We start from the raw sequence: 21,609 nt of genomic DNA, 5'->3' as shown, positions 1-21,609 counted from the left end.
GTCAATGTTAGCGGAGTAAACTAATTAACTTTAGTACATCCCCCTAGCCCCCTTCAAAGGGGGAATTGTTTTTTAGTTCAGTTGCTAAGATGCAAAGGGTCAGAGGTTCAAAGTGGGAATGAACTAGAAACTAGAAACAATAAACTTCAAACTTTTCAAAGCTCAAACTACCTCCGCGTTAGGGATTGGAGTGACATCCTTTGTGAGTTACGAACAAAGATATAACGCAAAGCCCGACCCGAAAGGGGAACGCCCTCATATGCATAAAAAAAAGCCACACAACTGATTGTTATGTGACTTTGTATAGTTTTGATACTTTTTGAAAGTATGTTACTTTTTGTGAATCTCGACTTGGTGTGGGTAAGGTATTTCAATATTCGCTTTGTCTAGTGCTAGTTTACAACCTTCAACAGTTTGGAAATATACATCCCAGTAATCTGCGGGCTTGGTATAGGGTCTAACTGCAAAATTTACCGAACTATCTGCCAGTTCAACAACATTTACGCTGGGTGCAGGATTCTTTAAAACTTTTGGATTTGAAGTAAGTACTTCCAATAAAACTTCCTTGGCTGTTTTTATGTCCTCGCCGTAACCAACACCTATGGTGATGTCGACTCTAATTTTTCCTTCTTTTGTGTAATTTACAATATTCCCATTCGCCATTGGTCCGTTTGGAATGATAGCCAATTTGTTTTGTGGGGTAATAAGTTTTGTGTTTAGAATGTCTATTTCTTTAACCGTACCTAACTCTCCTTGTGCTTCGATTAAATCCCCAATTTCGTATGGCTTAAAAATGATCAATAAAACACCTCCAGCAAAATTTGACAGTGAACCTTGTAATGCCATACCGATTGCTAAACCAGCAGCTGCTATTACAGCAGCTAAACTTGTGGTTTCTACACCCAATGTTGAGATAACTGTAATTATAAGGAATATTTGTAATGTGATTGCTACTAGGCGTTCTAAAAATTTTTGTAAGGATTCGTCATATTTTTTTCTTGCCATTAAGTTGGTAAATGCCTTTACGATTTTTTTAATGAGCCAAGAACCAATTATGTAGATAAGGATTGCTTTTAAAATAGGAATCCCATAGGTGATTACGTAGTCGATAATTTGTTCGGTTTTTAAATTTTCCATGTCTCTTTTTTATTGTTTATTTTCTTTAATGTGTATAAAATTAACTAAAGAAGATCATTTGTACAATTTATCTTATATTTTATCTATGAAGTGTACTTTTTTTCTTTAAAAACAGTTTCGTGATATTTTTCAGCTACTCTTGTTATTTATGTTTTCTCTATAAGTTTTTAATTTTGATTTTGATAATTTTGGTGTCATGGAACAGTCGGTTAAAGAGGAAAAATGGAACTTTCTAACGCATGCTTTAGGCACAGTGTTAAGTATAGTAGGACTTGTGATTTTATTGCTGAATAATGAACATAATTCTAATTATGCCACTTTTAGTATTTGGGTTTATAGTTTTTCAGCTTGTTTATTGTTTACGGCTTCTGCACTGTATCATTATGTGAGTGTTGTTGCTACCAAAACCTTACTTAGGAAGTTTGACCATATTGGTATCTATTTTTTAATTGCAGGAACGTATACACCTGTATGTTTGATTTCTTTAGCTGATGGAATAGGGGGGCGTTTCTTTTGGATTGTTTGGGGAATTACCGCCTTAGGTGTGGTGTTAAAACTATTCTTTACGGGAAGGTTTGAAGCTTTGTCGTTACTATTGTATTTAGCAATGGGATGGTTAATTGTGTTTGACTTTAACAACCTTATGGAAGTGCTCACCAAGCAACAATTAGTATTATTAATTCTTGGAGGCGTATTTTACACGATTGGAACCGTTTTTTACGCGATAAAGAAAATTCCTTTCCACCATGTTATTTGGCATTTGTTTGTATTGGCTGGTGCAATTGCACATTTTTTAATGATTTTGGCAATTGTACGAGGCTAGTTACGCCTTAATAAAATCTTCGAATTCGTAGTAAAACTCTTCAAACTTCTGCATAGTTTCATTTAAAAACACCATGGTTTCCTGCCATGTATTTTTATTGTGAATGCTTACTCCATGTTTTTCGATATAAATTCTTGAAATTTCCTTCCCATTTTCAAGAAAAAAAACATCAGCATAGATTACTTCAGGTAAATAATTTTCTGTCAAAACAGTTTTTAGAGACTCAAGTTTTTCGTAGTATTTTATTCGGTTTTCTAGATTTGCATCTTCGATATCTAAAGCAACTAATGCCTTTTTTGTGGTAAAGTCGAATTTAAACGAAAAGTCCTTAATCTTGGTATTGTACAGAATCCATTTTCTTGGGAAAGATTTTCCAAATGATATCCAAAATTCTTTACGTAACGCTTTTGATTCTTCTCTACTGAACATGGTATTAAATATAATATGCGATAATAATTCCGAGGAGGATGACAATAAGTTTTCTTGAGTTGAATTTATGTCCTTCGGAACTTTCAAACAAAATTACGGTTGAAATGTGTAAAAATATTCCAATTACAATTGCTGAAATTTCATGATAATATGTTTTTGCCAACTGAAAATTATCAGCAATAAAACTTCCTAAAGGCGTCATTAAAGAAAATAAAATCAAGAATGTTGCAATTTTAGTCGGACTCATTTTAGCATTGATAAAAAAGGTGCTTAAAATAATTGCAATAGGTATTTTATGAATTATAATTCCATAAACCAACGTGCTGTGTTCGTGCATTGGAAAGCCTTCTAAAACTGCATGAATACTCAAACTTATAAAAAGTAACCAAGGGAATTTCTGCATATCGTCATGCAAGTGCACATGTCCGTGTTCGGCACCTTTTGAAAAGAATTCTAAAAATATTTGAAGTAATATTCCTAGCATTATAAACACGCCCGTTTGTTTTGGATCTCCATGGTGATAAACTTCAGGAAAAAGATTAAAAACGGTAATAGAAAGTAAAAATGCACCACTAAAAGCTAAAAAAAGCTTCAAACTATTCTTTTCTTGAAGTTTAAAGAATGCCACTATTAAATAGCCCAAAAGTACTGCTAGTATAGGAAGTATATAGTTTAACATATAAAATAGCCCTATTTTAATGGGCATTAATGGTAATAATTATTTAAGACGGCTAAATTAATGTATTTTTGCGGTTTAAAGTAAGTAAACAATGGCTAATAATTTTAAAATGGTTGCCAAAACCATGTTTGGTTTTGAGGAGATACTAGAAAAAGAACTGCAAAAACTTGGAGCTATCAATATAGAAAAAGGAGTTCGTAATGTTTCTTTTGAAGGTGATAAAGGTTTTATGTACAAAGCGAACCTTTGTTTGCGAACAGCCATTAAAATTTTAAAACCTATCCATAGTTTTACAGTAAGGAGCGAGCAAGATCTTTACGATAAAATTTATAAGATGGATTGGACGGAGTATATGACTAACAGTAGCACTTTTGCTATTGATGCTACCGTGAATTCTGACATGTTTAACCATTCTTTGTTTATTGCTTTAAAAACTAAAGATGCAATTGCTGATAAGTTTAGAAATACTGAGGGGAAAAGACCCGATGTAGATTTAAAATATCCAGATGTTCGTATAAATATTCATATCCAAAAGAACTTCTGTAATGTTTCTTTGGATAGCTCTGGGCAGTCGTTGCACCAACGCGGATACAAAACAGCTACCAATATTGCACCGATAAATGAAGTTTTGGCAGCGGGAATGTTGTTAATGAGTGGTTGGGATGGACAGTCGGATTTTCTAGACCCAATGTGTGGTAGTGGAACAATACCTATTGAAGCTGCCATGATTGCTTGTAATATTCCAGCAAATATTAATCGTAGAGAATTTTCATTTGAAAAATGGAATGATTACGATGCCGATTTATTCGAGAAAATAGTAGAGAGTAGTATGAATAAAACACGTGAATTTCATCATAAAATTTACGGTTTTGATAAAGCACCTTCTGCAGTAAGAAAAGCAAACGACAATGTGAAGAATGCAAATTTAACTGACTATATTTCTATTGAGCAACAAGACTTTTTTGAAACTGAAAAATTGTTTGATGGAAAACTTCACATGGTTTTTAATCCACCCTATGGCGAGCGTCTTCAAATCGATATGGAAGCTTTTTATGAGAGTATAGGCGATACTTTAAAGCAAAGTTACCCAAATACCGACGCTTGGTTTATAACTTCAAATATGGAAGCTATAAAAAATGTAGGATTGCGTCCGTCGCGTAGAATTCGTCTTTTTAACGGAAAGTTAGAGAGTAAATTATTGAAATACGAAATTTACGAAGGCAGTAAAAAAGCTAAGTTTAATAACTATAACAACGATTAAAATGCAGCCAAAAACAAAAGTGTTTATTTATAATATGTTAGCCTTTGTAGTTATCTTCTTAACATTGAGGTTTTCACTTTTATATTTTTTTCCTGAAGTTTCGCATTTAGTAATGGTAATTATAGCAGCGGTGCTAACCAGTGTACTTGCTCCAAAATTTGCGATTGCACATATCGACGGAAAAGATCAGATAAAAATGAAATGGATCTTTATGAAAGGATTTAAAGATATTAATTGATTTTACAAGAGTCTAATTTTCTTCTACTTTAGGAGTTTTGTTTTTCTGTGGCTTATTACTTTTAAATATTGGAATTAAATAAGAAATAGCGTAGTTGTAGCCAACGCCAAACCTACTGCCATCGGTAACTTTATTAAACCCTGGAATGTATAAGTTTGGAAATTGATTAGCTTCCGTTTCGTTGATTAGGAAGTTCAAACGAACACTTCCGCTTAGGAAAATATTTCTAATAAGTTCAACTTTAAGTCCGAGTACAACTTCTGCCCATTGTGCATTTAAATTACTGTAGGTACCCAACATGTCTTCTCCGTAGTTTAGGTCTTCATAGTTCCAAAACTGATTTGGTGTATACACTTGGTACTCATTTAAAGTTTGATCGAATGTACTCAATCCGAAGCGAACACCAAGATTGATAATATTTTCCATTCCGTACCAGTTTTCGTAGGTATTCCAATCAAAACCTAGTTTAATGTAGCTTCCGCTGGTAGTGAAGTTAAAATTATCTTCTTGTGTGGTTTTTTCTTCGTTTCCTAGTTCTCCCGCGATGTAAAAATTATGAGAAACTCTAAAGTCTCCTACAATCTCTAATCCTCGATATTCATCATCAAAAATAGATCTAATTGGTTTGCTTAAATCAATTCCAACACGTAGTCCATAGCGTTGTTTATATTCTTTAACTTCTATTTTTTCAGTAGCAATTGTATCGGTGCTAACACTGTCAACAACAATGACATTTTCGTTTTGAGCGAAACCAATTAATGTACTTAAAAATAAAAAACTACTAATGATATATTTTAACATGAATGGTGTCTTGGTTTTGTAAGTTTGTTTCTTGGTCGAACGCAGCTATAATCCACTCTTCAGTATTTTGAACTGTATCTTTATAAGCAGGATTTATAATTGTAGCTAAATCTGTAAAGTTTACGCCATAACCACAACCTCTAGAGATGAAATATTCCTGACGAGTATAATTAAACTGAAGCGTATCTTGGTTTCCGAGCTCTTCTGCTGTTTCTTCATCATCTCGAGAGTTGAAAGTGAAAATAAACTGACTGTAATTTACAGCTGTGTTTAGCGGAATACTTACCTGCGTTTGATTTGATCTATCTGTAAAAGTATTGATAATTTCAGCATAACCGGTAGAATCGATTCCTACAATTCTCAATTTCGTAGCCGATTTGAATGCATCTTGATTGTTAAAATTGTAAAAACCTATATTTAAATAGGGTGTCGTTAACGTATCGCCAGGACAAATATCATCTTTTTCGCAGGCAGAAAAAATTGCCAAACCAACAGCAAGTATAAATACAAATGCTAAAAATTTCTTCATTTTAAAAATTTTCTATCATTCCTGAATAAAATTCAACAGGAAAGCTATTATCTTTTTTCTAAAAGTACAACATTTTCTACATGATGCGTTTGCGGAAACATATCTACAGGTTGTACTTTGGTTACTTTATACATGCTGTCCATCAAGGCCAAATCTCTGGCTTGGGTAGCGCTGTTACAACTTACATACACAACTTTTTGTGGTGCAATGTTTAAAATTTGTTGTACTACATCTTTATGCATCCCATCTCTCGGCGGATCGGTAATAATAACATCTGGAGTACCATTTTGTTGAATAAAAGCTTCGTTAAAAACTTCTTTCATATCGCCCGCGTAAAAAGTAACGTTTTCAATTTGGTTAAATTGTGCGTTTGCTTTTGCATCTTCAATTGCTTCTGGAACGGCTTCTACACCAACCACTTTTTTAGCTTTTTTCGCCACAAATTGTGCGATGGTTCCAGTTCCAGTATATAAATCGTACACCAATTCATTACCTGTTAAATTGGCAAAATCTCGAGTAATTTTATAAAGTTCGTAGGCTTGAGCAGAATTGGTTTGGTAAAAAGATTTTGCATTAATCTTAAATTTTAAACCTTCCATTTCTTCAAAAATATGATCTCTTCCTGCGTAGCAAATAATTTCTTGATCGTAAATAGTGTCGTTAGGTTTTTGGTTAACAACAAATTGTAAAGAAGTTATTGCTGGGAATTTCTCTTGCAGAAAATCTAGCAAAAGTTCACGTTCTTCTTTTTTGTCGTCAAAGAACTGAATAAGCACCATAATTTCTCCTGTTGAAGCAGTTCTAATCATCATGGTACGAAGTAAACCAGTTTGATTTCTCGGATTGAAAAACTCAAAGTTATTTGCCAATGCAAACTCCTTTGTAGCAAGTCGAATTGCGTTTGATGGATCTTCCTGTAGATGACATTTCTTAATATCGAGAATTTTATCCCACATTCCAGGAATATGAAATCCTAAAGCATTTTTATCACCTAAATCTTCATCACTTTGAATTTCTTCTAACGTAAGCCAACGGCTATCAGAAAAAGAGAATTCCATTTTATTGCGATAAAAATATTGTTCTTCAGAACCTAAAATAGGTGTAAACTCTGGGAGTTGTATTTTCCCGATGCGAGTAAGGTTGTTTTCAACTTCTTTTTGCTTGTAAAAAAGTTGATGCTCATAGCCCATATTTTGCCATTTGCATCCTCCGCAAACTCCAAAATGCTCGCATTCTGGCGTTGTTCTTTTAGGAGATTTTGTATGGAAATTGGCTATTTTACCTTCAAAAAATGCTTTTCTTTTTTTAAAAGTTTGTACATCTACAACATCGCCTGGTACTGCATACGGAAGAAAGATAACTCGACCGTCGGGAGCCTTGGCAACGCCTTTCCCTTTTGCACCTGCATCGATTACTTCAACCGCTTCAAAAACTTGTTTTTTATTCTTTCTTGCCATGGCGCAAAAATAGGTTTTTTAGTTCGAATGTATCTTATTATTTTTTAAAAGAAGTGCTATTGTTTAACGCTTTAAGTTGTATTGTTGTTGAGCTGATTTATTTGCTTTTGATTAATAATGATCTCGAATCCATTCAAGAATAGGTGTCATTTGTTTTTTTACGGCACTGCTACCACCGCGGTAATGATTATTCATAAAGCTGAAAATTAAAACCTCTCCAGATTTTGTTTCCAAATAACCACTCAAACAGTAGTTATTGCTTAGTGTACCTGTTTTTGCGTGAATATAAGGCTTTGGATTTCCTTTAAAATACGATTTTATAGTTCCAGTTTCTCCGCCCGTAGGGAACATATCAAAAAGTGTTTCCTGCGGAATTTCACGATACAATTTGTCGAGAACAAAAACCATCGATTCTGGTGTGAAAAGGTTGTACCTCGAAAGTCCAGAGCCATCAACCCATCTCGGATTGTGTTTTAAATCTTTTAACTGATTTTTTAAAATGTGTGTTTGTGCTTTGCTACTGCTCAAGGTATCGCTTAAAGTTGAAGAAGCCAACACCAGTAATTGTTCAGCAATAAAATTATCGCTTACATGCATCATTCTTTTGTAAACCGAATCGGCTTTGATACCGTAAATAACCTTTTTTTCTCCCCTCGGAAATGTATTGGTTAAATGTATTTTTTTCTGAAGTATTTCTCCCAGAATCCCTTTTACTGAAGAAGTATCAGTAATAAACGGAATTTCAACAGTGTCTTTTTTAGATGGAGCGATATAAAATTTGTTAGCGCCTATTTCTCGTCTTCTTTCCGCAGTTTCTACAAATACATTCTTCTGAAAATACTTAGGGACAACAAACAGCGTATCCTTTTGTGCAATTGTTACTACATTTCCGTAGATAGGAAAAGCACTTCTTTCGGGAGCGTAATAAGTGTCAAAATCGTCCCATGCCCAACCAGGACCAAGTTTTGTGTCGCTTAAATTGTTGTTGTAGAAATACAATTCATTTTGATTTTTTAAAAAGTTTATAGCGCTACTATCTTTTAAAAAACTATGTAAAGTAGCAGGGTTTCCTACACCTTGAAAATAAATTTTATTGTTTTCAACTGTATATTTTATAGACGGAAGATACTCTGGCAAAAGTGTATGAGCGGTGTATAGCGTGAAAATTTTTGTGTTACTAGCAGGTGTAAAATATTTATCGCCATTATAATTTATAAGTGTATCGCCACTTTTAGAATTGTACACAAAAAAGCCTGTAAACTGATTTTGAAAAAACGAATCGTTTAAATTACTGTCAATGGTTTTCGAAAGCTTTTTATGCGAAGCACAACTCAGAAGAAAGCAAGAGATTAATAAGAGAAAAATATTTTTCATAGGATTGAATAGCAAGTTATAATAATATAAATTTTATGTAAAAATCGATAAATATTTATGAATATTGTGCGTTTTGTCGAAAAGTCAACATAAATTTTAAGAAAATATTTTGAATATTTAAATAAATATTATATTTGGAATAACCAAATCTAATAACCTATGTTTAAAAATATTTTTTCCTGTGAAGGAAGAATTAGACGAACAGAATACGCTTTAAGCCTAATATTCTTCATTTTAGGTTTTTGTTTATCAATTTTCATTACCAAGAAATATATTGATTGGGTCGGGGCAGAAGATGTAACCGAAATGAATTTATTTTTTTGGATCTTATTTTTCCCATTTGCGTACTTTTTTATAAGTCAAGGAACAAAACGTTGTCACGATGTAGGGAAATCTGGATGGTATCAAATAATTCCATTTTACTCAATTTGGTTATGCGTGGCCGAAGGGGAAGAGGGCGTAAATGCTTTTGGAAGCAATCCGAAGGAAATATGTACTTATGCCGAAGTTGCAAAGGTGCGTGAGACCTCTCGATTTTAACAATTTTGATTTGATTTTAACGTAACGTCAACAATTTTATAATAAAACTAACGTTACTTTTATGCAACCAATTTCTAATAAACAATACTACGATGGCAAGAGCTATGTTTGAATACACCAAAACGGTGTTACAAAAGGTGAGTTTTGATCCGAAGCTTTTTTGTAAAGAATTGGAGAAAGCCGCCAAGAGATTGTTACCTTACGAAGTTGACGAATTAAGAATTTGGCTTAATTTGTATACACAAGGTAAACCAGAATTATCACAATGTTTAATTAATTTTAAATAATAAGACTTAAAAAAATCCGCATTACTGCGGATTTTTTTTGTGTTCTATTTTTTATGAACTGGACTAATGATTTTTACATTCTGAAATGTAATAGCTCCTCTTATTACTCCTGATATAATATCTTTTAAAGCGTTGGTGATATGCATTTTTAGTTCGCTTTTGTGGTAAATCAAACTAACTTCTCTCGCAGGGTTAGGTTCGGTAAAATGACGTAAATGTCTTTTTTGAGCTTCTCCCATATCGAGTGTTTGAAGGTAAGGAAGAAGCGTCATCCCTAGACCTTCATCGGCAAGTTTCATCATGGTTTCGAAACTTCCACTTTCTAGCTGAAATTGCTCGTCGCTAAATCCTTTTTTAGTTTTACAAAGGTTTATAACTCCGTCTCTAAAACAATGCCCGTCTTCTAAAAGTAAAATATCGTTTAAGTCTAAATCTTCAATACCAATTTTATCTAGTTTATTTAGTCGGTGATTATCGGGAACGTATGCTACAAAAGGCTCGTAGTATAAAGCTCTTTCAATTATGTTGTCGTTATCTAACGGTGTTGCAGCAATTGCAGCATCTAAATATCCATCTTCTAACTTTTCGATAAGGGTTTGCGTATTTTGCTCTTCAATCTTTAAGTTTACTTTCGGGTACTTGTTTACAAAATTCTTTAAAAAAAGAGGCAGTAACGTAGGCATCACTGTTGGGATAATTCCCAATCGGTATTCTCCACCAATATATCCTTTTTCTTGGTCTACAATATCTTTAATTCGGTAAGATTCGTTTACAATATTTTTTGCTTGTTCAACTATTTTTTCACCAACTTGCGTGAGCTGAATTGGTTTTTTACTTCTGTCAAAAATTAAAATATCGAGCTCTTCTTCAAGCTTTTGTATTTGCATACTAAGCGTTGGTTGTGTAACAAAACTTTTTTCTGCAGCGTGTGTGAAATTTTGATACTCTGCTACAGCTAGCACATATTGAAGTTGTGTAATTGTCATTCTATTGTTTTAGAAACCAAGTTATATTTGGTAACTACAAAGGTATAAAACCCTTGTAAAATTTTATTATTAAAGTGCTTTTTCATTAATTTGTTTGAAGGGTTATCGAGAATTAATAGCTAAGAAGCAGCGCTAAAAGTATTATGTTTTACTATTTCATAGATTTATTAGGAACAATTTCGTTTACCATTTCGGGAGTTATGGTAGCCATGAATAAACGTTTAGACCCTTTTGGAATTTTCATCATTGGGTTTGTTACTGCCTTGGGTGGCGGAACAATTCGAGATTTACTTTTGGGAATAAAACCTGTTACTTGGCTTATCAATTCTACTTACATGTTTGTGGTTATGGGAAGTGTTTTGCTAGCGGTTCTCTTCCGAAGTAAATTAAAATATTTTAATACCTCCTTGTTTCTTTTTGACACTATTGGAATTGGATTGTACACTGTGGTTGGCTTAGAAAAAGGAGTTGCAGCAGGGCTACATCCTGTAATGTGTATAGCTTTGGGAACTGTAAGTGCTTGTTTTGGGGGTGTTTTAAGGGATATTTTGTGTAATGAAATTCCTGTAATTTTCCGAAAAGAAATTTACGCAACTGCTTGTATTTTAGGTGGAATTAGCTATTTTCTACTCACACTTTTTCCGTTGGAAGGCAATATTGCTTTTGCGGTGCCAATTCTGGTAGTTATTGCAGTTCGATTGTTGGCGGTAAAATATAAACTCCAATTGCCTTCAGTTTACAAAAAAGAAGCTTCGTAGAAATTCTTTATTCAATAATTTCAACCGATTTGATAAGTACGTTTTGCAAAGGCCACTCATCGCTTCCTGCAGGAACGCGGTTAATTTTATCAACTACACCCATCCCCGAAATTACGCGTCCGAATGCTGTAAATTTTCCGTCTAAATGATGCGCACCATTTTTGGCAACTACAATAAAAAACTCGTACGGAGAAGCTAATTTATGCGGATTGTCAACATTGTCGCTACTCGGCATAGACATAATACCGCGGTCATGTTTTATCCCTTTTTTTGTGTCTGGAGGTAATAAATACGAGCCAATACTGTCTCTTTTTAAAGAAGTCGCCATGAGGTCGGTGTTACCACCTTGAATGATAAAATCTTTTACTACGCGATGAAAATAGGTGTTGTCGAAATAATTTTTCTTGGTAAGGTAAATAAAGTTTGCGCGATGGTACGGAGTTTGGTTAAACAAATCGACCACAAAACTCCCCATAGAAGTATTAATTTTAACTACATGTTCGAGGTTTTCTTTTTGGTATTCAAATAGAAAAGGGATGGCATTTTCTTCAGTTAAAACAAATGGTTTTTCTTTTTCCTTTTTCGCCTGCGCTTGTTTTATTTTTGCTGCATCTATTACAGTAGTGTCTTTTACTTTTTCAGCAGAAGGAGTCGTTGTTTTTTTTGCTGAATCTCCGCAACTTGATAAAATTAACAATAGGATTATAACTGTATATTTGTGCATATGAAATTTGCCGATTTTTACGATTTAGTTCCAAAAATAAAAAATATGCCTTTACCAGGGCAAGAATCTCACTATAAAATGGCTCCTTTAATTCGTGCTGAAAAGTTGAAAGGAGTTGATTTAGAAGCTAAAAATCCGCGTAGAGCTGGTGTTGTTTGCTTGTTTTATCCAGACGAAAATTTTCAAACAAAGTTGTTACTCATCTTGCGTAAAACCTACAAAGGGGTACACTCCAACCAAGTTGGTTTCCCTGGAGGAAAAGTAGAATTATCAGATAAAAACATAGAAGAAACTGCGCTCAGAGAAACTTGGGAAGAAGTTGGGGTTTCACCAAAAAAGATAAGCTTGGTAAAGAAAATGTCTGAAGTGTACATTCCGCCAAGTAATTTTATAGTACAACCTTTTATTGGCGTGGCTACCGAGAACTTAGTTTTTACCCTACAAGAAGATGAAGTAGAGGCGCTTATCGAAGTTTCGTTGGATGATTTTTTAAGCGAAACCGCTGTTTTTCAAGAAAATTTAACGACTTCGTACGCAAAAAATATCGATGTACCAGCCTTTAAATTAAATAATTATACCGTTTGGGGCGCAACTGCAATGATGCTGAGCGAGGTTAAAGAAATGTTTAAAAAGCTAATCTAAGGTTTAGATTTTGTACTTTTGTAGTTCTGTTAATACTAGAATAACTGTTAATTATAATGGGATTATTTAAGAAAAATCCTTTCGGACATATATTATTTTTAAAAAAGTGGCTTATCCGTATTGCGGGTTTAATGACGCACAGGCGTTACCGTGGTTTTAATGAGCTACAAATTGAAGGTTCAGAAATTATAAAGAATTTACCCGATAGCGGTGTACTTTTTGTTTCGAATCATCAAACTTATTTTGCCGATGTGGTAGCTATGTTTCACGTGTTTAATGCGAGTTTAAGTGGTCGAGTAGACTCTATTAAAGATGTAACGTATTTATGGCAACCAAAGCTTAATATTTATTATGTGGCGGCCAAAGAGACCATGAAATCTGGTTTACTTCCAAAAATTTTGGCGTATGCGGGTTCTATTAGTATTGAACGAACTTGGCGAGCAGGAGGGAAAGATGTAAACCGACAAGTAAAGTTTAGCGATATTTCAAACATCAATAAAGCACTAGACGATGGTTGGGTAATTACTTTTCCGCAGGGAACTACGCGACCTTGGAAGCCCATCCGTAAAGGAACTGCTCATATTATTAAACAATACAAACCTATTGTAATTCCTGTTGTGATTGATGGTTTTAGACGTTCGTTTGACCGTAAAGGACTTCGAATTAAGAAGAAAGGAATTTTACAGTCTATGGTGATTAAAGAACCTCTAGAAATCGATTATGAAAATGAAACGATTGATGAAATTGTTGAAAAAATAGAATATGCAATCGAGCAGCATCCATCATTTTTAAAGGTAATTCCAGAAGAAGCAATTGCCGAAATGGAAGACCTTAACAAAACTCGCCAATGGGAGTATTAAAAATAGGGATTTACAGTCTATTTTCAGTTTAAATCAATTTGGTAGATAAAGTAATATTTAGGTATCTTGTACGCTTAATTCAAACTGCACAAAAACCTAAATGAAAACTGAATGAGACAAACAAACCCATTCCTACTATTATTTATTCTTTTCACAGTTTCCCTCACAGCACAAAAAAAATCAATTTCGGTATCCGATTTTGATACTTGGAAACAAATTCAGCACAAACAATTATCGGAAAACGGACAGTATCTGGTGTACGAATACAACCCAGGCATGGGCGATGGTACGTTGGTAATTACGAATTTAACTACTGGAAAAACCGATTCTATTGCGCGTGGATACGATGCTTCCATCAGCGGGAATAGTAATTTTGTAGCTTTTAAAATTAAAGCTCCAATTGACATTCGAAGAAAAGAAGAAACCGAAAAAACAAAGAAAAGCAAACGCGTAAAAGATACGTTGGGGATTTTTGTTTTTAAAACGAATCAAACCTTTAAATACGCCGATAATAGCGGATTTCAATTACCTGAAGAAGGTGGAAATTGGCTGGCGTATAAAACTATTGTAAAGGGAGCTAAACCTGTTGATGTAGAAGAAAATGATACAATTACAGATGAAGCTGAAGCAAAACCAACTAAAAAGAAAAAAGCTAAAAATGATACCGTTTTGGTAGCTTTTAATCCGCTTACGAAAGACAGTATCGCTTTTAAAAATGTAGAAGCCTACACTTGGTCAAAGTCAGAAAATATTTTGGTTTTTAGTCAAGAAGAAAAAGATTCATTAGGGACTAAAAGTACCTTGGTAAAGTTCGATGGAAACACAAAAGAAACGGACACTATTTTTACTTCAGAAGGAATTATCAAACAAACGGCTTTGGATAAAAGCGGGAGTCGTTTAGGTTTTTTACTTTCTAAGGACACTACCGATGTTAAAAATTATCAGCTTTATGTTGGCGCAACGAATGCTATTTCTCAGATTAATGAAAGCTCGATAGCGAAGTTGCCAAACGGATGGCAACCGTCAGATTATCAAAAGGTTTATTTTTCAGACGATAGCAAACGCTTATTTTTTGGAACAGCAAAAGCAAAAGTAGAGCATGTAAAAGATACTTTATTGGGCGTTGAGCGAGAAGGTTTGGACGTTTGGTCGTGGACCGATACCGAATTACAGCCAATGCAAAAGCTAAATGCTAAAAAAGACCAAAGAAAAACGTACTTGGCGGTGTACGATTTTGAAGGAAAAAAAGCCTTGCAATTGGAAGATACTTTGGTGCCAGATGTTCATTTGTATGATGACGGAAATTTAAAATATGCCATTGGAAATACCGATGAAGCGTATAGAAAAGCATCTTCTTGGTCGGCACTTTTTATAAACGATTATTATTTAATTGATACTGAAACCGGACAAAAAACGAAGCTTGTAGAAGGTCAAAATCGTATTTGGATTGGTCCGTCGCAAAAATACGCAGTGTATTACAACAGAAACGACAGCATCTACTACAGTATCAATCTTTCTACTCAAAAACATCAAGCGTTAACAGCACAACTTGAAGTGCCGTTTTACGACGAGTTGAACGATTCACCTACAGACCCACGTCCGTATGGAGTTGCAGGATGGACTGAAAAAGACGAAGCTGTTTTTATTTACGACCGATATGATATTTGGAAAATAGATCCATCAGGAGCGTCAAATCCTAAAAATGTTACTACCAATGGAAGGACTTCAAAAACTGAATACAGATATCTTCAGTTGGATAGAGATGAAGAATTTATTTCACCTAAAAAAGCACTGGTATCTGTATTTAATGAGGAAACCAAAAAGGCGGGTTATGCATATGCAAATCTGTTAAACGAGAGAGCTCCATCAAACATTGTGTTTGACGATTTTAGTTTTGGAACTCCTTTAAAAGCAAAAAATGCAGATGTTTTAGTGTATAGTAAGGAGACTTATACGCAATATCCAGATTTATGGAAAACAACAACTTCATTTAAAAATCCAGTTAAAGTTACCGATGGTCAGCAACAATTAGGGAAATACAAATGGGGGAAAGTAAGTTTAGAAAGTTGGACTAACTACGATGGTGTAAAGTTACAAGGACTTTTATATGTTCCGGAAGATTTAGATCCATCGAAAAAGTATCCGTTAGTATCGTATTTTTATGAAAGACTTTCGGATAGCTACCACCGCTTTTATGATCCTACACCAAGTAGATCTACAATAAACAAGGTGTTTTACCCAAGTAACAATTATATAATTTTTATTCCAGACATTGTTTACAAAGAAGGACATCCAGGAGAAAGTGCTTACAACTGTATTGTAAGTGGAATTGAGGCTATGGAAGCAAAATACAGCTTTATCGATAGCGACCATTTGGCATTGCAAGGACAAAGTTGGGGAGGATACCAAACCGCTTATATCATTACAAAAACCGATAAGTTTGCTGCGGCAATGGCAGGAGCTCCAGTAAGTAATATGACAAGTGCTTATGGAGGAATCCGTTGGAGTACAGGAATGAGTAGAATGTTTCAGTACGAGCATACGCAAAGTAGAATTGGAGGAACGCTTTGGGATGAATTTGATTTGTATGTTGAGAATTCGCCACTTTTCAAAGCACCAAATATTACAACGCCTTTATTGATGATGCATAATGATAAAGATGGTGCAGTGCCATGGTACCAAGGAATTGAATTTTTTGTTGCTTTACGAAGATTAGACAAGCCTGTTTGGATGCTTTCATACAATAATGAACCTCACAATTTGAAAGGAGATAGTTGGGGAAATAGAAAAGACTTATCGATTAGAATGATGCAGTTTTTTGATCATTATTTAAAAGGAGAAAAAGCACCAGATTGGATGACGAAAGGACGCCCAGCTAAAGAAAAAGAATTTAATAAAGGGTATTAGGTTATCGTTTAGTATTTTTACAAAAAACGCTGCAAGGTAAATTACTTTGCAGCGTTTTTTGTTTTTATGAAGAAATAAGAAGAAGTATTTAAACCTCCATTTTCTTAAGTTCGTTGTAATTTCTTTTTAATCGTTTTGTAAGTATTCCGTAGAGGAGGTAATAAATACCTAGGAAAAAACCAATCATAACAGCAGTGAGTATAATAATAAGCGCGCTCATTACTGCTAGCTGTTTAAAAGTGATTTCAGCAATAAATTTATCCCAACCTCCAAATTGACTTATCGTTACAAACAACGCAACAAAAATCATTAAAAGACCTCCAAAAACAAGATTGATAACAACATATTGTCTAACCGATTTACGAGCTTTAAATATGCTTTCTAACAATCCTTTAATAGATGAGGTTGTGGTAACTCGCTTGTAGTTATTATAAAACTGAATGATAAAATATACAATAATAAGCATTGAAAAATATGGAAGATAATCAAGCCATTTCGGCAGATTAAACTCTTTTTCGAATGAAGGATGGTATAATAGCGTTAAGATAATTCCAAAGGCAAGCTCGAGCATGCTAATATAAAAAATCCACTTAATCGAAGAAGAAGACTTCTTTAACAGCATAGCATAGATGGCTTCATGCGAAACCTTAGGAAATTCATTTTCCTTTTTTTGCCAATCTTTTTTTAATAATTCTAATTCGTCCATTATGGATTAAGTATAGTTTTAAGTTTGGTTTTAATTCTGTTCATTTTTACACGGGCGTTTACTTCAGAAATTCCCATAGTGTCCGATATTTCTTTGTAATTTTTGTCTTCTAAATACAAAAAGACAAGCGCTTTTTCAATATCGTTTAACTGTTTTATAGCGTCGTACATCAACTTTAATTGTTGCTCTTCTGTGTCGTCGTAAGAAGTAGCTTTCACTTTGTGTAAAACCGAATCGTAATCTTGTGTTTTTACTTCGCGTTTCGATTTTCTATACAGTGTAATGGCCGTGTTGAGCGCTATACGATACATCCAGGTACTAAATTTTGCATCGCCTCTAAACTTGGGGTATGCTTTCCATAATTGAATGGTAATCTCCTGAAATAAATCGTTGTGAGCATCGGGACAATCAGTATAAATCTTACATATTTTATGTACGATGTTTTGATTCTCTTCGAGTTCATTAACAAATTTATGTTCGAGTTCTTTTGTCACAAAAATGGTTAGCTGTTGTTTAATTAGTAGCTAAAGATAGTAGTTTGTTACATGTTGCATAAAATAATTAGCAGAAAGATTTATTTTTTGATACGGAAAGTATGGTGTTTAGGAAGTTTTTTTAAAAGAATAACTTTACATTTGATGTAAACAATTGTATATGAACATACCACAAACTAGCTTTCCTCGTGTTGTAATTATTGGTGGAGGTTTTGGTGGCGTTGCTTTGGCAAAAAAGCTCGCCAAGCAAGAAATGCAGGTAGTTTTACTTGATAAACATAATTACCACACGTTTCAACCATTGCTATATCAAGTTTCAACAGGTGGTTTGGAACCCGATTCTATTGCGTATCCGATTCGGAAAATTCTTTCAAAATATCCTAATTTTTATTTTCGATTGGCGCATGTTGACGCTGTAGATTCAGCAACAAATACAATTCAAACAGATATTGGTCCGTTAAAATATGATTATCTGGTATTGGCAACTGGTTCGAGCACTAATTTCTTCGGAAATAAAGAAATCGAGGCGAATAGTATGATTATGAAAACGGTGCCTGAAGCTTTAAATTTAAGAAGTTTAATTCTTGAAAACTTTGAAGAAGCACTGCTTACCGATAGTCTTGACCGACAAGATGCGTTGATGAATTTTGTAATTGTAGGGGCGGGGCCAACAGGAGTGGAATTGGCTGGTGCTTTAGCAGAAATAAAAAAAGGAATTTTACCTAAAGATTATCCCGACTTAGATACGCGACGCGCACAAATTAATATTGTGCAATCGGGCGATTCTATTTTAAAAGGGATGAGTGCTAAAGCTTCTGAAAAAGCTGAAGATTATTTGGAAGACTTAGGAGTTCATGTTTGGAAAAATACGCGAGTAACTAGTTACGATGGCGACTTAGTAACAACAAATACCGATTTAACTTTTAATACTGCAACGCTAATTTGGGCTGCGGGTGTAAAAGGCGAAACGATAAAAGGAATTGATGCTAAAGATTGTATCACTTTTAGTAACCGATTTAAAGTTAATGAGTTTAATAAGGTTGAAGGCTACGAAAATATTTTTGCCATAGGCGATGTTGCATGTATGACTTCTGAAGAATATCCGCAGGGGCATCCTATGGTAGCGCAAGTTGCTATTCAGCAGGGAAAACATTTAGGAGAAAACTTAGTAAGCTTTTTAGAGTCTAAAAATCAAATGGTGCCTTTTCAATACAAAGACAAAGGAACCATGGCCACTGTTGGGAGAAACAAAGCCGTTGTCGATATGCCAAACTACAAATTTCAAGGGATGTTTGCTTGGTTTGTGTGGATGTTTGTACACTTATTTTTCTTAATCGGATTTAGAAATCGGGTAGTGGTTTTTACGAATTGGGTGTATAATTACATTCGTTTTGACCGTGAAGCACGACTTATTATTCGTCCGTATAAAAAATATAAAAACACATTAGTAAGCAGTCCAAAAAACACTGCTGAAGATGTTACAGGATAGGATTTAAAACACAAATATTAAGGGACTATATTAAGCTCAGTTTGATAAAAACTAAACTTTTTAGATAGTCCCATAATATTAAAATAACCTCAGTTCGATATAAATGTCAATACGAGTAAGGGTCAACTATTTGCTTTTCAATTATTTAGTAATATTTTCATTTTTGTCTTGACACAAAAACGAAACAAAAAAGTCAAGACAGATTTAAAAAGTACGAGAAAATCTACGGAATCATCCTCCACAGATAAAAAGAACTCGCTACGCTCAAACAGCTTTTTATCTATCAGCCCACGCTGCTTCCTTGATTTTCAATACTTTTTAAATAGGTCAATTTTATTACATATTCATCATTCATATTTCGAACTCACGTTAAAATTGTTTTCTATTCGTCGTAAATATTTTTATAAGGACCATTTGGCACCTCAAAAAACTTAGCATCTACGTAACGATAACCTTTGTCTAAGGTTTTTATTTTTTGTAAATCTTCTTCTGTTAGCGAGATTTGATAACTCTCTAAGTTTTCTTTTATCCTTCTTGGGTTAGTCGACTTCGGAATTACAGCGGTTCCTCTACTTAAATGCCAACTCAAAAGTACTTGTGCAGGAGAGCAATTATGTTTTTTAGCGATGGAAACAATTACTTCGTTTTCGAGTAAATTAGGTTCGTTGTCTTTTTTCATTTCTTGCGAACGATCGCTTGAGCCTAACGGAGAATACCCAGTTAAAATAATTGAATTGTTACTGCAAAACTCCAATAATTCTTCTTGATGTAAGAGCGGGTGTAACTCAACTTGATTAACTTGCGGAGCGTGTGTAGCATCTACCAAGAGATCTTTTAGTTTTTTCATACTGAAGTTTGAAACTCCAATACTTTTTACCAATCCGTTGTTGTAGGCTTCCTCCATTTTTTTCCAAGTTTCGATAATCGGGGCTTCTTCCGGAGTTAGAAACTCTTCGGCTTTGCTCGCAAATCCAACATCAGCTTTAAAAGCAACAGGCCAGTGGATGAGGTATAAGTCGAGATAATCGAGTTGTAAATCTTTTAAAGTTTGTTTTAGTGCTGGTATTACTTTATCACTTTCGTGCGCATTGTTCCAAAGTTTTGACGTAATCCACAAGTCTTCTCTTTTTACCAAGCCTTCCTTAAAGGCTGTTTGTAGAGCCGTGCCAATTTCAGCTTCATTGCCGTAAACCGAAGCACAATCAATATGTCTATAACCAGCTTTGATGGCTTCTAAAACTGCTTCTCCAACTTTTCCGGTGTCAGATTTCCAAGTTCCTAAACCGATGGCTGGAAGCTTTTGTTTGTTTTGTAATGTGTAAAATTTCATCTGTATCTTTTTATTTGGTTATAACAAGTCGGTTAACTTTCACTATTTATGACAGAAGAATCTATCTAAACGTGAAAATTATTTCAACTTAATTAATTTCAAAAACTTATCATTGCACGTATATGCAACTATAAAGTTCTCAATTTAATTGTAGATTTTACGATAACAAAAAGTTAAAAATCTTTTCTCGGATGATGCGTCTGTATTGTTGCTGCTAAGTCGTTTCGGTTTAAATGCATATAAACTTCTGTAGTAGTAATGCTTTCATGGCCCAACATTTGTTGAATGGCGCGAAGGTCGGCACCTCTTTGTAAAAGGTGCGTAGCGAAAGAATGCCTGAAGGTATGCGGACTGATATTTTTTTTGATTCCTGCCACTTCGGTAGCTCTTTTAATAACCGTGAAAATCATGGCACGCGTGAGGTTTTTTCCGCGTCGATTTAAAAAAACAAAATCTTCAAAGCCTTTTTGAGTTGGTACGTGAACTCTAATTTCAGTAATATAGATGTTGATATATTTAATGGTGGCAGGTGCTATCGGAACAAAACGTTGTTTGTCACCTTTTCCTGTCACCTTAATAAAACCTTCATCAAAAAAAAGGTCTGATATTTTAAGATTTACAAGTTCAGAAACCCGTAGTCCGCAACTATACAGCGTTTCGAGCATTGTACGGTTACGTTCTCCTTCGGGAGTACTAAGGTCGATACTCGCAATGATTTCGTCAATTTCTTCGAGGGCAAGTGTATCTGGAAGTTTGCGACCAATTTTTGGCGCTTCAATTAATTCCATAGGATTGTCGGCTCGATAATCTTCAAAAACCAAATAGTTAAAAAAACTTTTCAGTCCTGAAATTAGCCGCGCTTGCGAACGCGCATTGATACTTTTTGCAGTTGTATAAATAAAGTCTTGTATAGTTTCTGAAGTTACTTTTAAGGGCGAAGTTTCTATTTGATGAGCTTCCAAAAAAAGTGTGAGCTTCTGCACATCTAAGCTGTAATTTTCAATAGAATTTTTAGAAAGTCCTCTTTCTATTTTTAAATAATTTTGATAATCTACTAGTGCATGGCTCCATTTCATGGTGTAAAGTTACTGAAAAACTGATTGTATTTATATTTATGTAAATAAACTATATTTTTATAGATTATTTACTTTGTTTAGG

General features: G+C 34.3%; 23 protein-coding genes. 10 read left to right on the top strand and 13 right to left on the bottom strand.

Features of this window, described 5'->3' with window-relative positions; translation table 11 throughout:
• Positions 1–330: 330 nt before the first annotated feature.
• Positions 331–1,137 (bottom strand): mechanosensitive ion channel family protein, encoded by an 807-nt coding sequence (locus tag JMA43_RS07055; RefSeq protein ID WP_342155780.1) that lies wholly within the window; start codon positions 1,135–1,137, stop codon positions 331–333.
• A gap of 196 nt (positions 1,138–1,333) precedes the next feature.
• Here JMA43_RS07055 and trhA point away from each other — a divergent pair, with 196 nt between their 5' ends.
• Positions 1,334–1,960: a PAQR family membrane homeostasis protein TrhA gene (gene trhA / locus JMA43_RS07050; RefSeq protein WP_342155779.1), complete on the top strand. Its 627-nt coding sequence runs from the start codon at positions 1,334–1,336 to the stop codon at positions 1,958–1,960.
• On the opposite strand, the gene JMA43_RS07045 is transcribed toward trhA, so the two are convergent.
• Both JMA43_RS07045 and JMA43_RS07040 read right to left on the bottom strand, forming a co-directional pair.
• Positions 1,961–2,389, bottom strand: a complete 429-nt coding sequence (locus JMA43_RS07045) for a DUF4268 domain-containing protein (RefSeq protein WP_342155778.1) — start codon at positions 2,387–2,389, stop codon at positions 1,961–1,963.
• A 4-nt stretch (positions 2,390–2,393) separates the two neighbouring features.
• Entirely contained in the window at positions 2,394–3,068 is a 675-nt protein-coding gene (locus JMA43_RS07040; RefSeq protein ID WP_342155777.1) for a ZIP family metal transporter, read from the bottom strand.
• Positions 3,069–3,159: 91 nt separating this feature from the next.
• On the opposite strand from JMA43_RS07040, the gene JMA43_RS07035 reads away from it, so the two are divergent.
• Together JMA43_RS07035 and JMA43_RS07030 are read left to right on the top strand one after the other, a co-directional pair.
• Positions 3,160–4,329 (top strand): THUMP domain-containing class I SAM-dependent RNA methyltransferase, encoded by a 1,170-nt coding sequence (locus tag JMA43_RS07035; protein ID WP_342155776.1) that lies wholly within the window; start codon positions 3,160–3,162, stop codon positions 4,327–4,329.
• Between the two features lies 1 nt (position 4,330).
• Positions 4,331–4,567, top strand: coding sequence for a hypothetical protein (locus tag JMA43_RS07030; RefSeq protein ID WP_342155775.1), 237 nt, complete (start codon positions 4,331–4,333; stop codon positions 4,565–4,567).
• A 12-nt stretch (positions 4,568–4,579) separates the two neighbouring features.
• On the opposite strand, the gene JMA43_RS07025 is transcribed toward JMA43_RS07030, so the two are convergent.
• The 4 genes from JMA43_RS07025 to JMA43_RS07010 all read right to left on the bottom strand — a co-directional run bounded on the left by JMA43_RS07025 (position 4,580) and on the right by JMA43_RS07010 (position 8,728).
• Positions 4,580–5,368, bottom strand: a complete 789-nt coding sequence (locus tag JMA43_RS07025) for a DUF6048 family protein (RefSeq protein ID WP_342155774.1) — start codon at positions 5,366–5,368, stop codon at positions 4,580–4,582.
• On the bottom strand, positions 5,349–5,897 hold the full coding sequence (locus JMA43_RS07020) for a DUF6452 family protein (protein ID WP_342155773.1): 549 nt from the start codon (positions 5,895–5,897) through the stop codon (positions 5,349–5,351). Before JMA43_RS07020 ends, JMA43_RS07025 begins: the two co-directional genes overlap by 20 nt.
• A 47-nt stretch (positions 5,898–5,944) precedes the next feature.
• The gene (gene rlmD, locus JMA43_RS07015) at positions 5,945–7,354 is read right to left on the bottom strand and encodes a 23S rRNA (uracil(1939)-C(5))-methyltransferase RlmD (RefSeq protein ID WP_342155772.1); all 1,410 of its coding nucleotides are present in this window, start codon (positions 7,352–7,354) and stop codon (positions 5,945–5,947) included.
• Between the two features lie 111 nt (positions 7,355–7,465).
• Positions 7,466–8,728, bottom strand: a complete 1,263-nt coding sequence (locus tag JMA43_RS07010; RefSeq protein WP_342155771.1) for a D-alanyl-D-alanine carboxypeptidase/D-alanyl-D-alanine-endopeptidase — start codon at positions 8,726–8,728, stop codon at positions 7,466–7,468.
• A 159-nt stretch (positions 8,729–8,887) separates the two neighbouring features.
• Between JMA43_RS07010 and JMA43_RS07005 the strand changes: the two genes are divergently transcribed.
• Entirely contained in the window at positions 8,888–9,268 is a 381-nt protein-coding gene (locus tag JMA43_RS07005) for a DUF805 domain-containing protein (protein WP_342155770.1), read from the top strand.
• 92 nt (positions 9,269–9,360) lie between these two features.
• Positions 9,361–9,555 (top strand): hypothetical protein, encoded by a 195-nt coding sequence (locus JMA43_RS07000; RefSeq protein WP_342155769.1) that lies wholly within the window; start codon positions 9,361–9,363, stop codon positions 9,553–9,555.
• Between the two features lie 44 nt (positions 9,556–9,599).
• On the opposite strand, the gene JMA43_RS06995 is transcribed toward JMA43_RS07000, so the two are convergent.
• Entirely contained in the window at positions 9,600–10,541 is a 942-nt protein-coding gene (locus tag JMA43_RS06995) for a LysR family transcriptional regulator (RefSeq protein ID WP_342155768.1), read from the bottom strand.
• A gap of 143 nt (positions 10,542–10,684) precedes the next feature.
• Here JMA43_RS06995 and JMA43_RS06990 point away from each other — a divergent pair, with 143 nt between their 5' ends.
• A complete protein-coding gene (locus JMA43_RS06990) occupies positions 10,685–11,299 on the top strand; it encodes a trimeric intracellular cation channel family protein (protein WP_342155767.1) in 615 nt (204 codons plus the stop codon).
• Between the two features lie 7 nt (positions 11,300–11,306).
• On the opposite strand, the gene JMA43_RS06985 is transcribed toward JMA43_RS06990, so the two are convergent.
• Positions 11,307–12,023, bottom strand: coding sequence for a peptidylprolyl isomerase (locus JMA43_RS06985; protein ID WP_342155766.1), 717 nt, complete (start codon positions 12,021–12,023; stop codon positions 11,307–11,309).
• Here JMA43_RS06985 and JMA43_RS06980 point away from each other — a divergent pair, their 5' ends adjacent.
• The 3 genes from JMA43_RS06980 (at position 12,024) to JMA43_RS06970 (ending at position 16,432) form a co-directional block, all read left to right on the top strand.
• A complete protein-coding gene (locus JMA43_RS06980; protein WP_342155783.1) occupies positions 12,024–12,665 on the top strand; it encodes an NUDIX hydrolase in 642 nt (213 codons plus the stop codon). It abuts the gene before it with no gap.
• Positions 12,666–12,721: 56 nt separating this feature from the next.
• Positions 12,722–13,525, top strand: coding sequence for a lysophospholipid acyltransferase family protein (locus tag JMA43_RS06975; RefSeq protein WP_342155765.1), 804 nt, complete (start codon positions 12,722–12,724; stop codon positions 13,523–13,525).
• A gap of 111 nt (positions 13,526–13,636) precedes the next feature.
• Positions 13,637–16,432, top strand: coding sequence for an alpha/beta hydrolase family protein (locus tag JMA43_RS06970; protein WP_342155764.1), 2,796 nt, complete (start codon positions 13,637–13,639; stop codon positions 16,430–16,432).
• An 88-nt stretch (positions 16,433–16,520) separates the two neighbouring features.
• Here the strand turns inward: JMA43_RS06970 and JMA43_RS06965 are convergent, their stop codons facing one another.
• Positions 16,521–17,138 carry a hypothetical protein gene (locus tag JMA43_RS06965; protein ID WP_342155763.1) on the bottom strand — a complete coding sequence of 206 codons (618 nt, stop codon included), beginning with the start codon at positions 17,136–17,138 and terminating at the stop codon, positions 16,521–16,523.
• Positions 17,138–17,632, bottom strand: coding sequence for an RNA polymerase sigma factor (locus JMA43_RS06960; protein ID WP_342155762.1), 495 nt, complete (start codon positions 17,630–17,632; stop codon positions 17,138–17,140). Before JMA43_RS06960 ends, JMA43_RS06965 begins: the two co-directional genes overlap by 1 nt.
• A 160-nt stretch (positions 17,633–17,792) precedes the next feature.
• Here JMA43_RS06960 and JMA43_RS06955 point away from each other — a divergent pair, with 160 nt between their 5' ends.
• The gene (locus JMA43_RS06955) at positions 17,793–19,121 is read left to right on the top strand and encodes an NAD(P)/FAD-dependent oxidoreductase (protein WP_342155761.1); all 1,329 of its coding nucleotides are present in this window, start codon (positions 17,793–17,795) and stop codon (positions 19,119–19,121) included.
• A gap of 382 nt (positions 19,122–19,503) precedes the next feature.
• On the opposite strand, the gene JMA43_RS06950 is transcribed toward JMA43_RS06955, so the two are convergent.
• Positions 19,504–20,451 (bottom strand): aldo/keto reductase, encoded by a 948-nt coding sequence (locus JMA43_RS06950; protein WP_342155760.1) that lies wholly within the window; start codon positions 20,449–20,451, stop codon positions 19,504–19,506.
• A 173-nt stretch (positions 20,452–20,624) separates the two neighbouring features.
• Entirely contained in the window at positions 20,625–21,527 is a 903-nt protein-coding gene (gene xerD / locus JMA43_RS06945) for a site-specific tyrosine recombinase XerD (RefSeq protein WP_342155759.1), read from the bottom strand.
• Positions 21,528–21,609: the final 82 nt, after the last annotated feature.

The sequence above is a fragment of the Joostella sp. CR20 genome, assembly GCF_038433465.1.
Lineage (GTDB): Bacteria > Bacteroidota > Bacteroidia > Flavobacteriales > Flavobacteriaceae > Galbibacter.
Note: the sequence above shows the minus strand (reverse complement) of the source record. Positions and strands in the feature narration are given on the sequence as shown.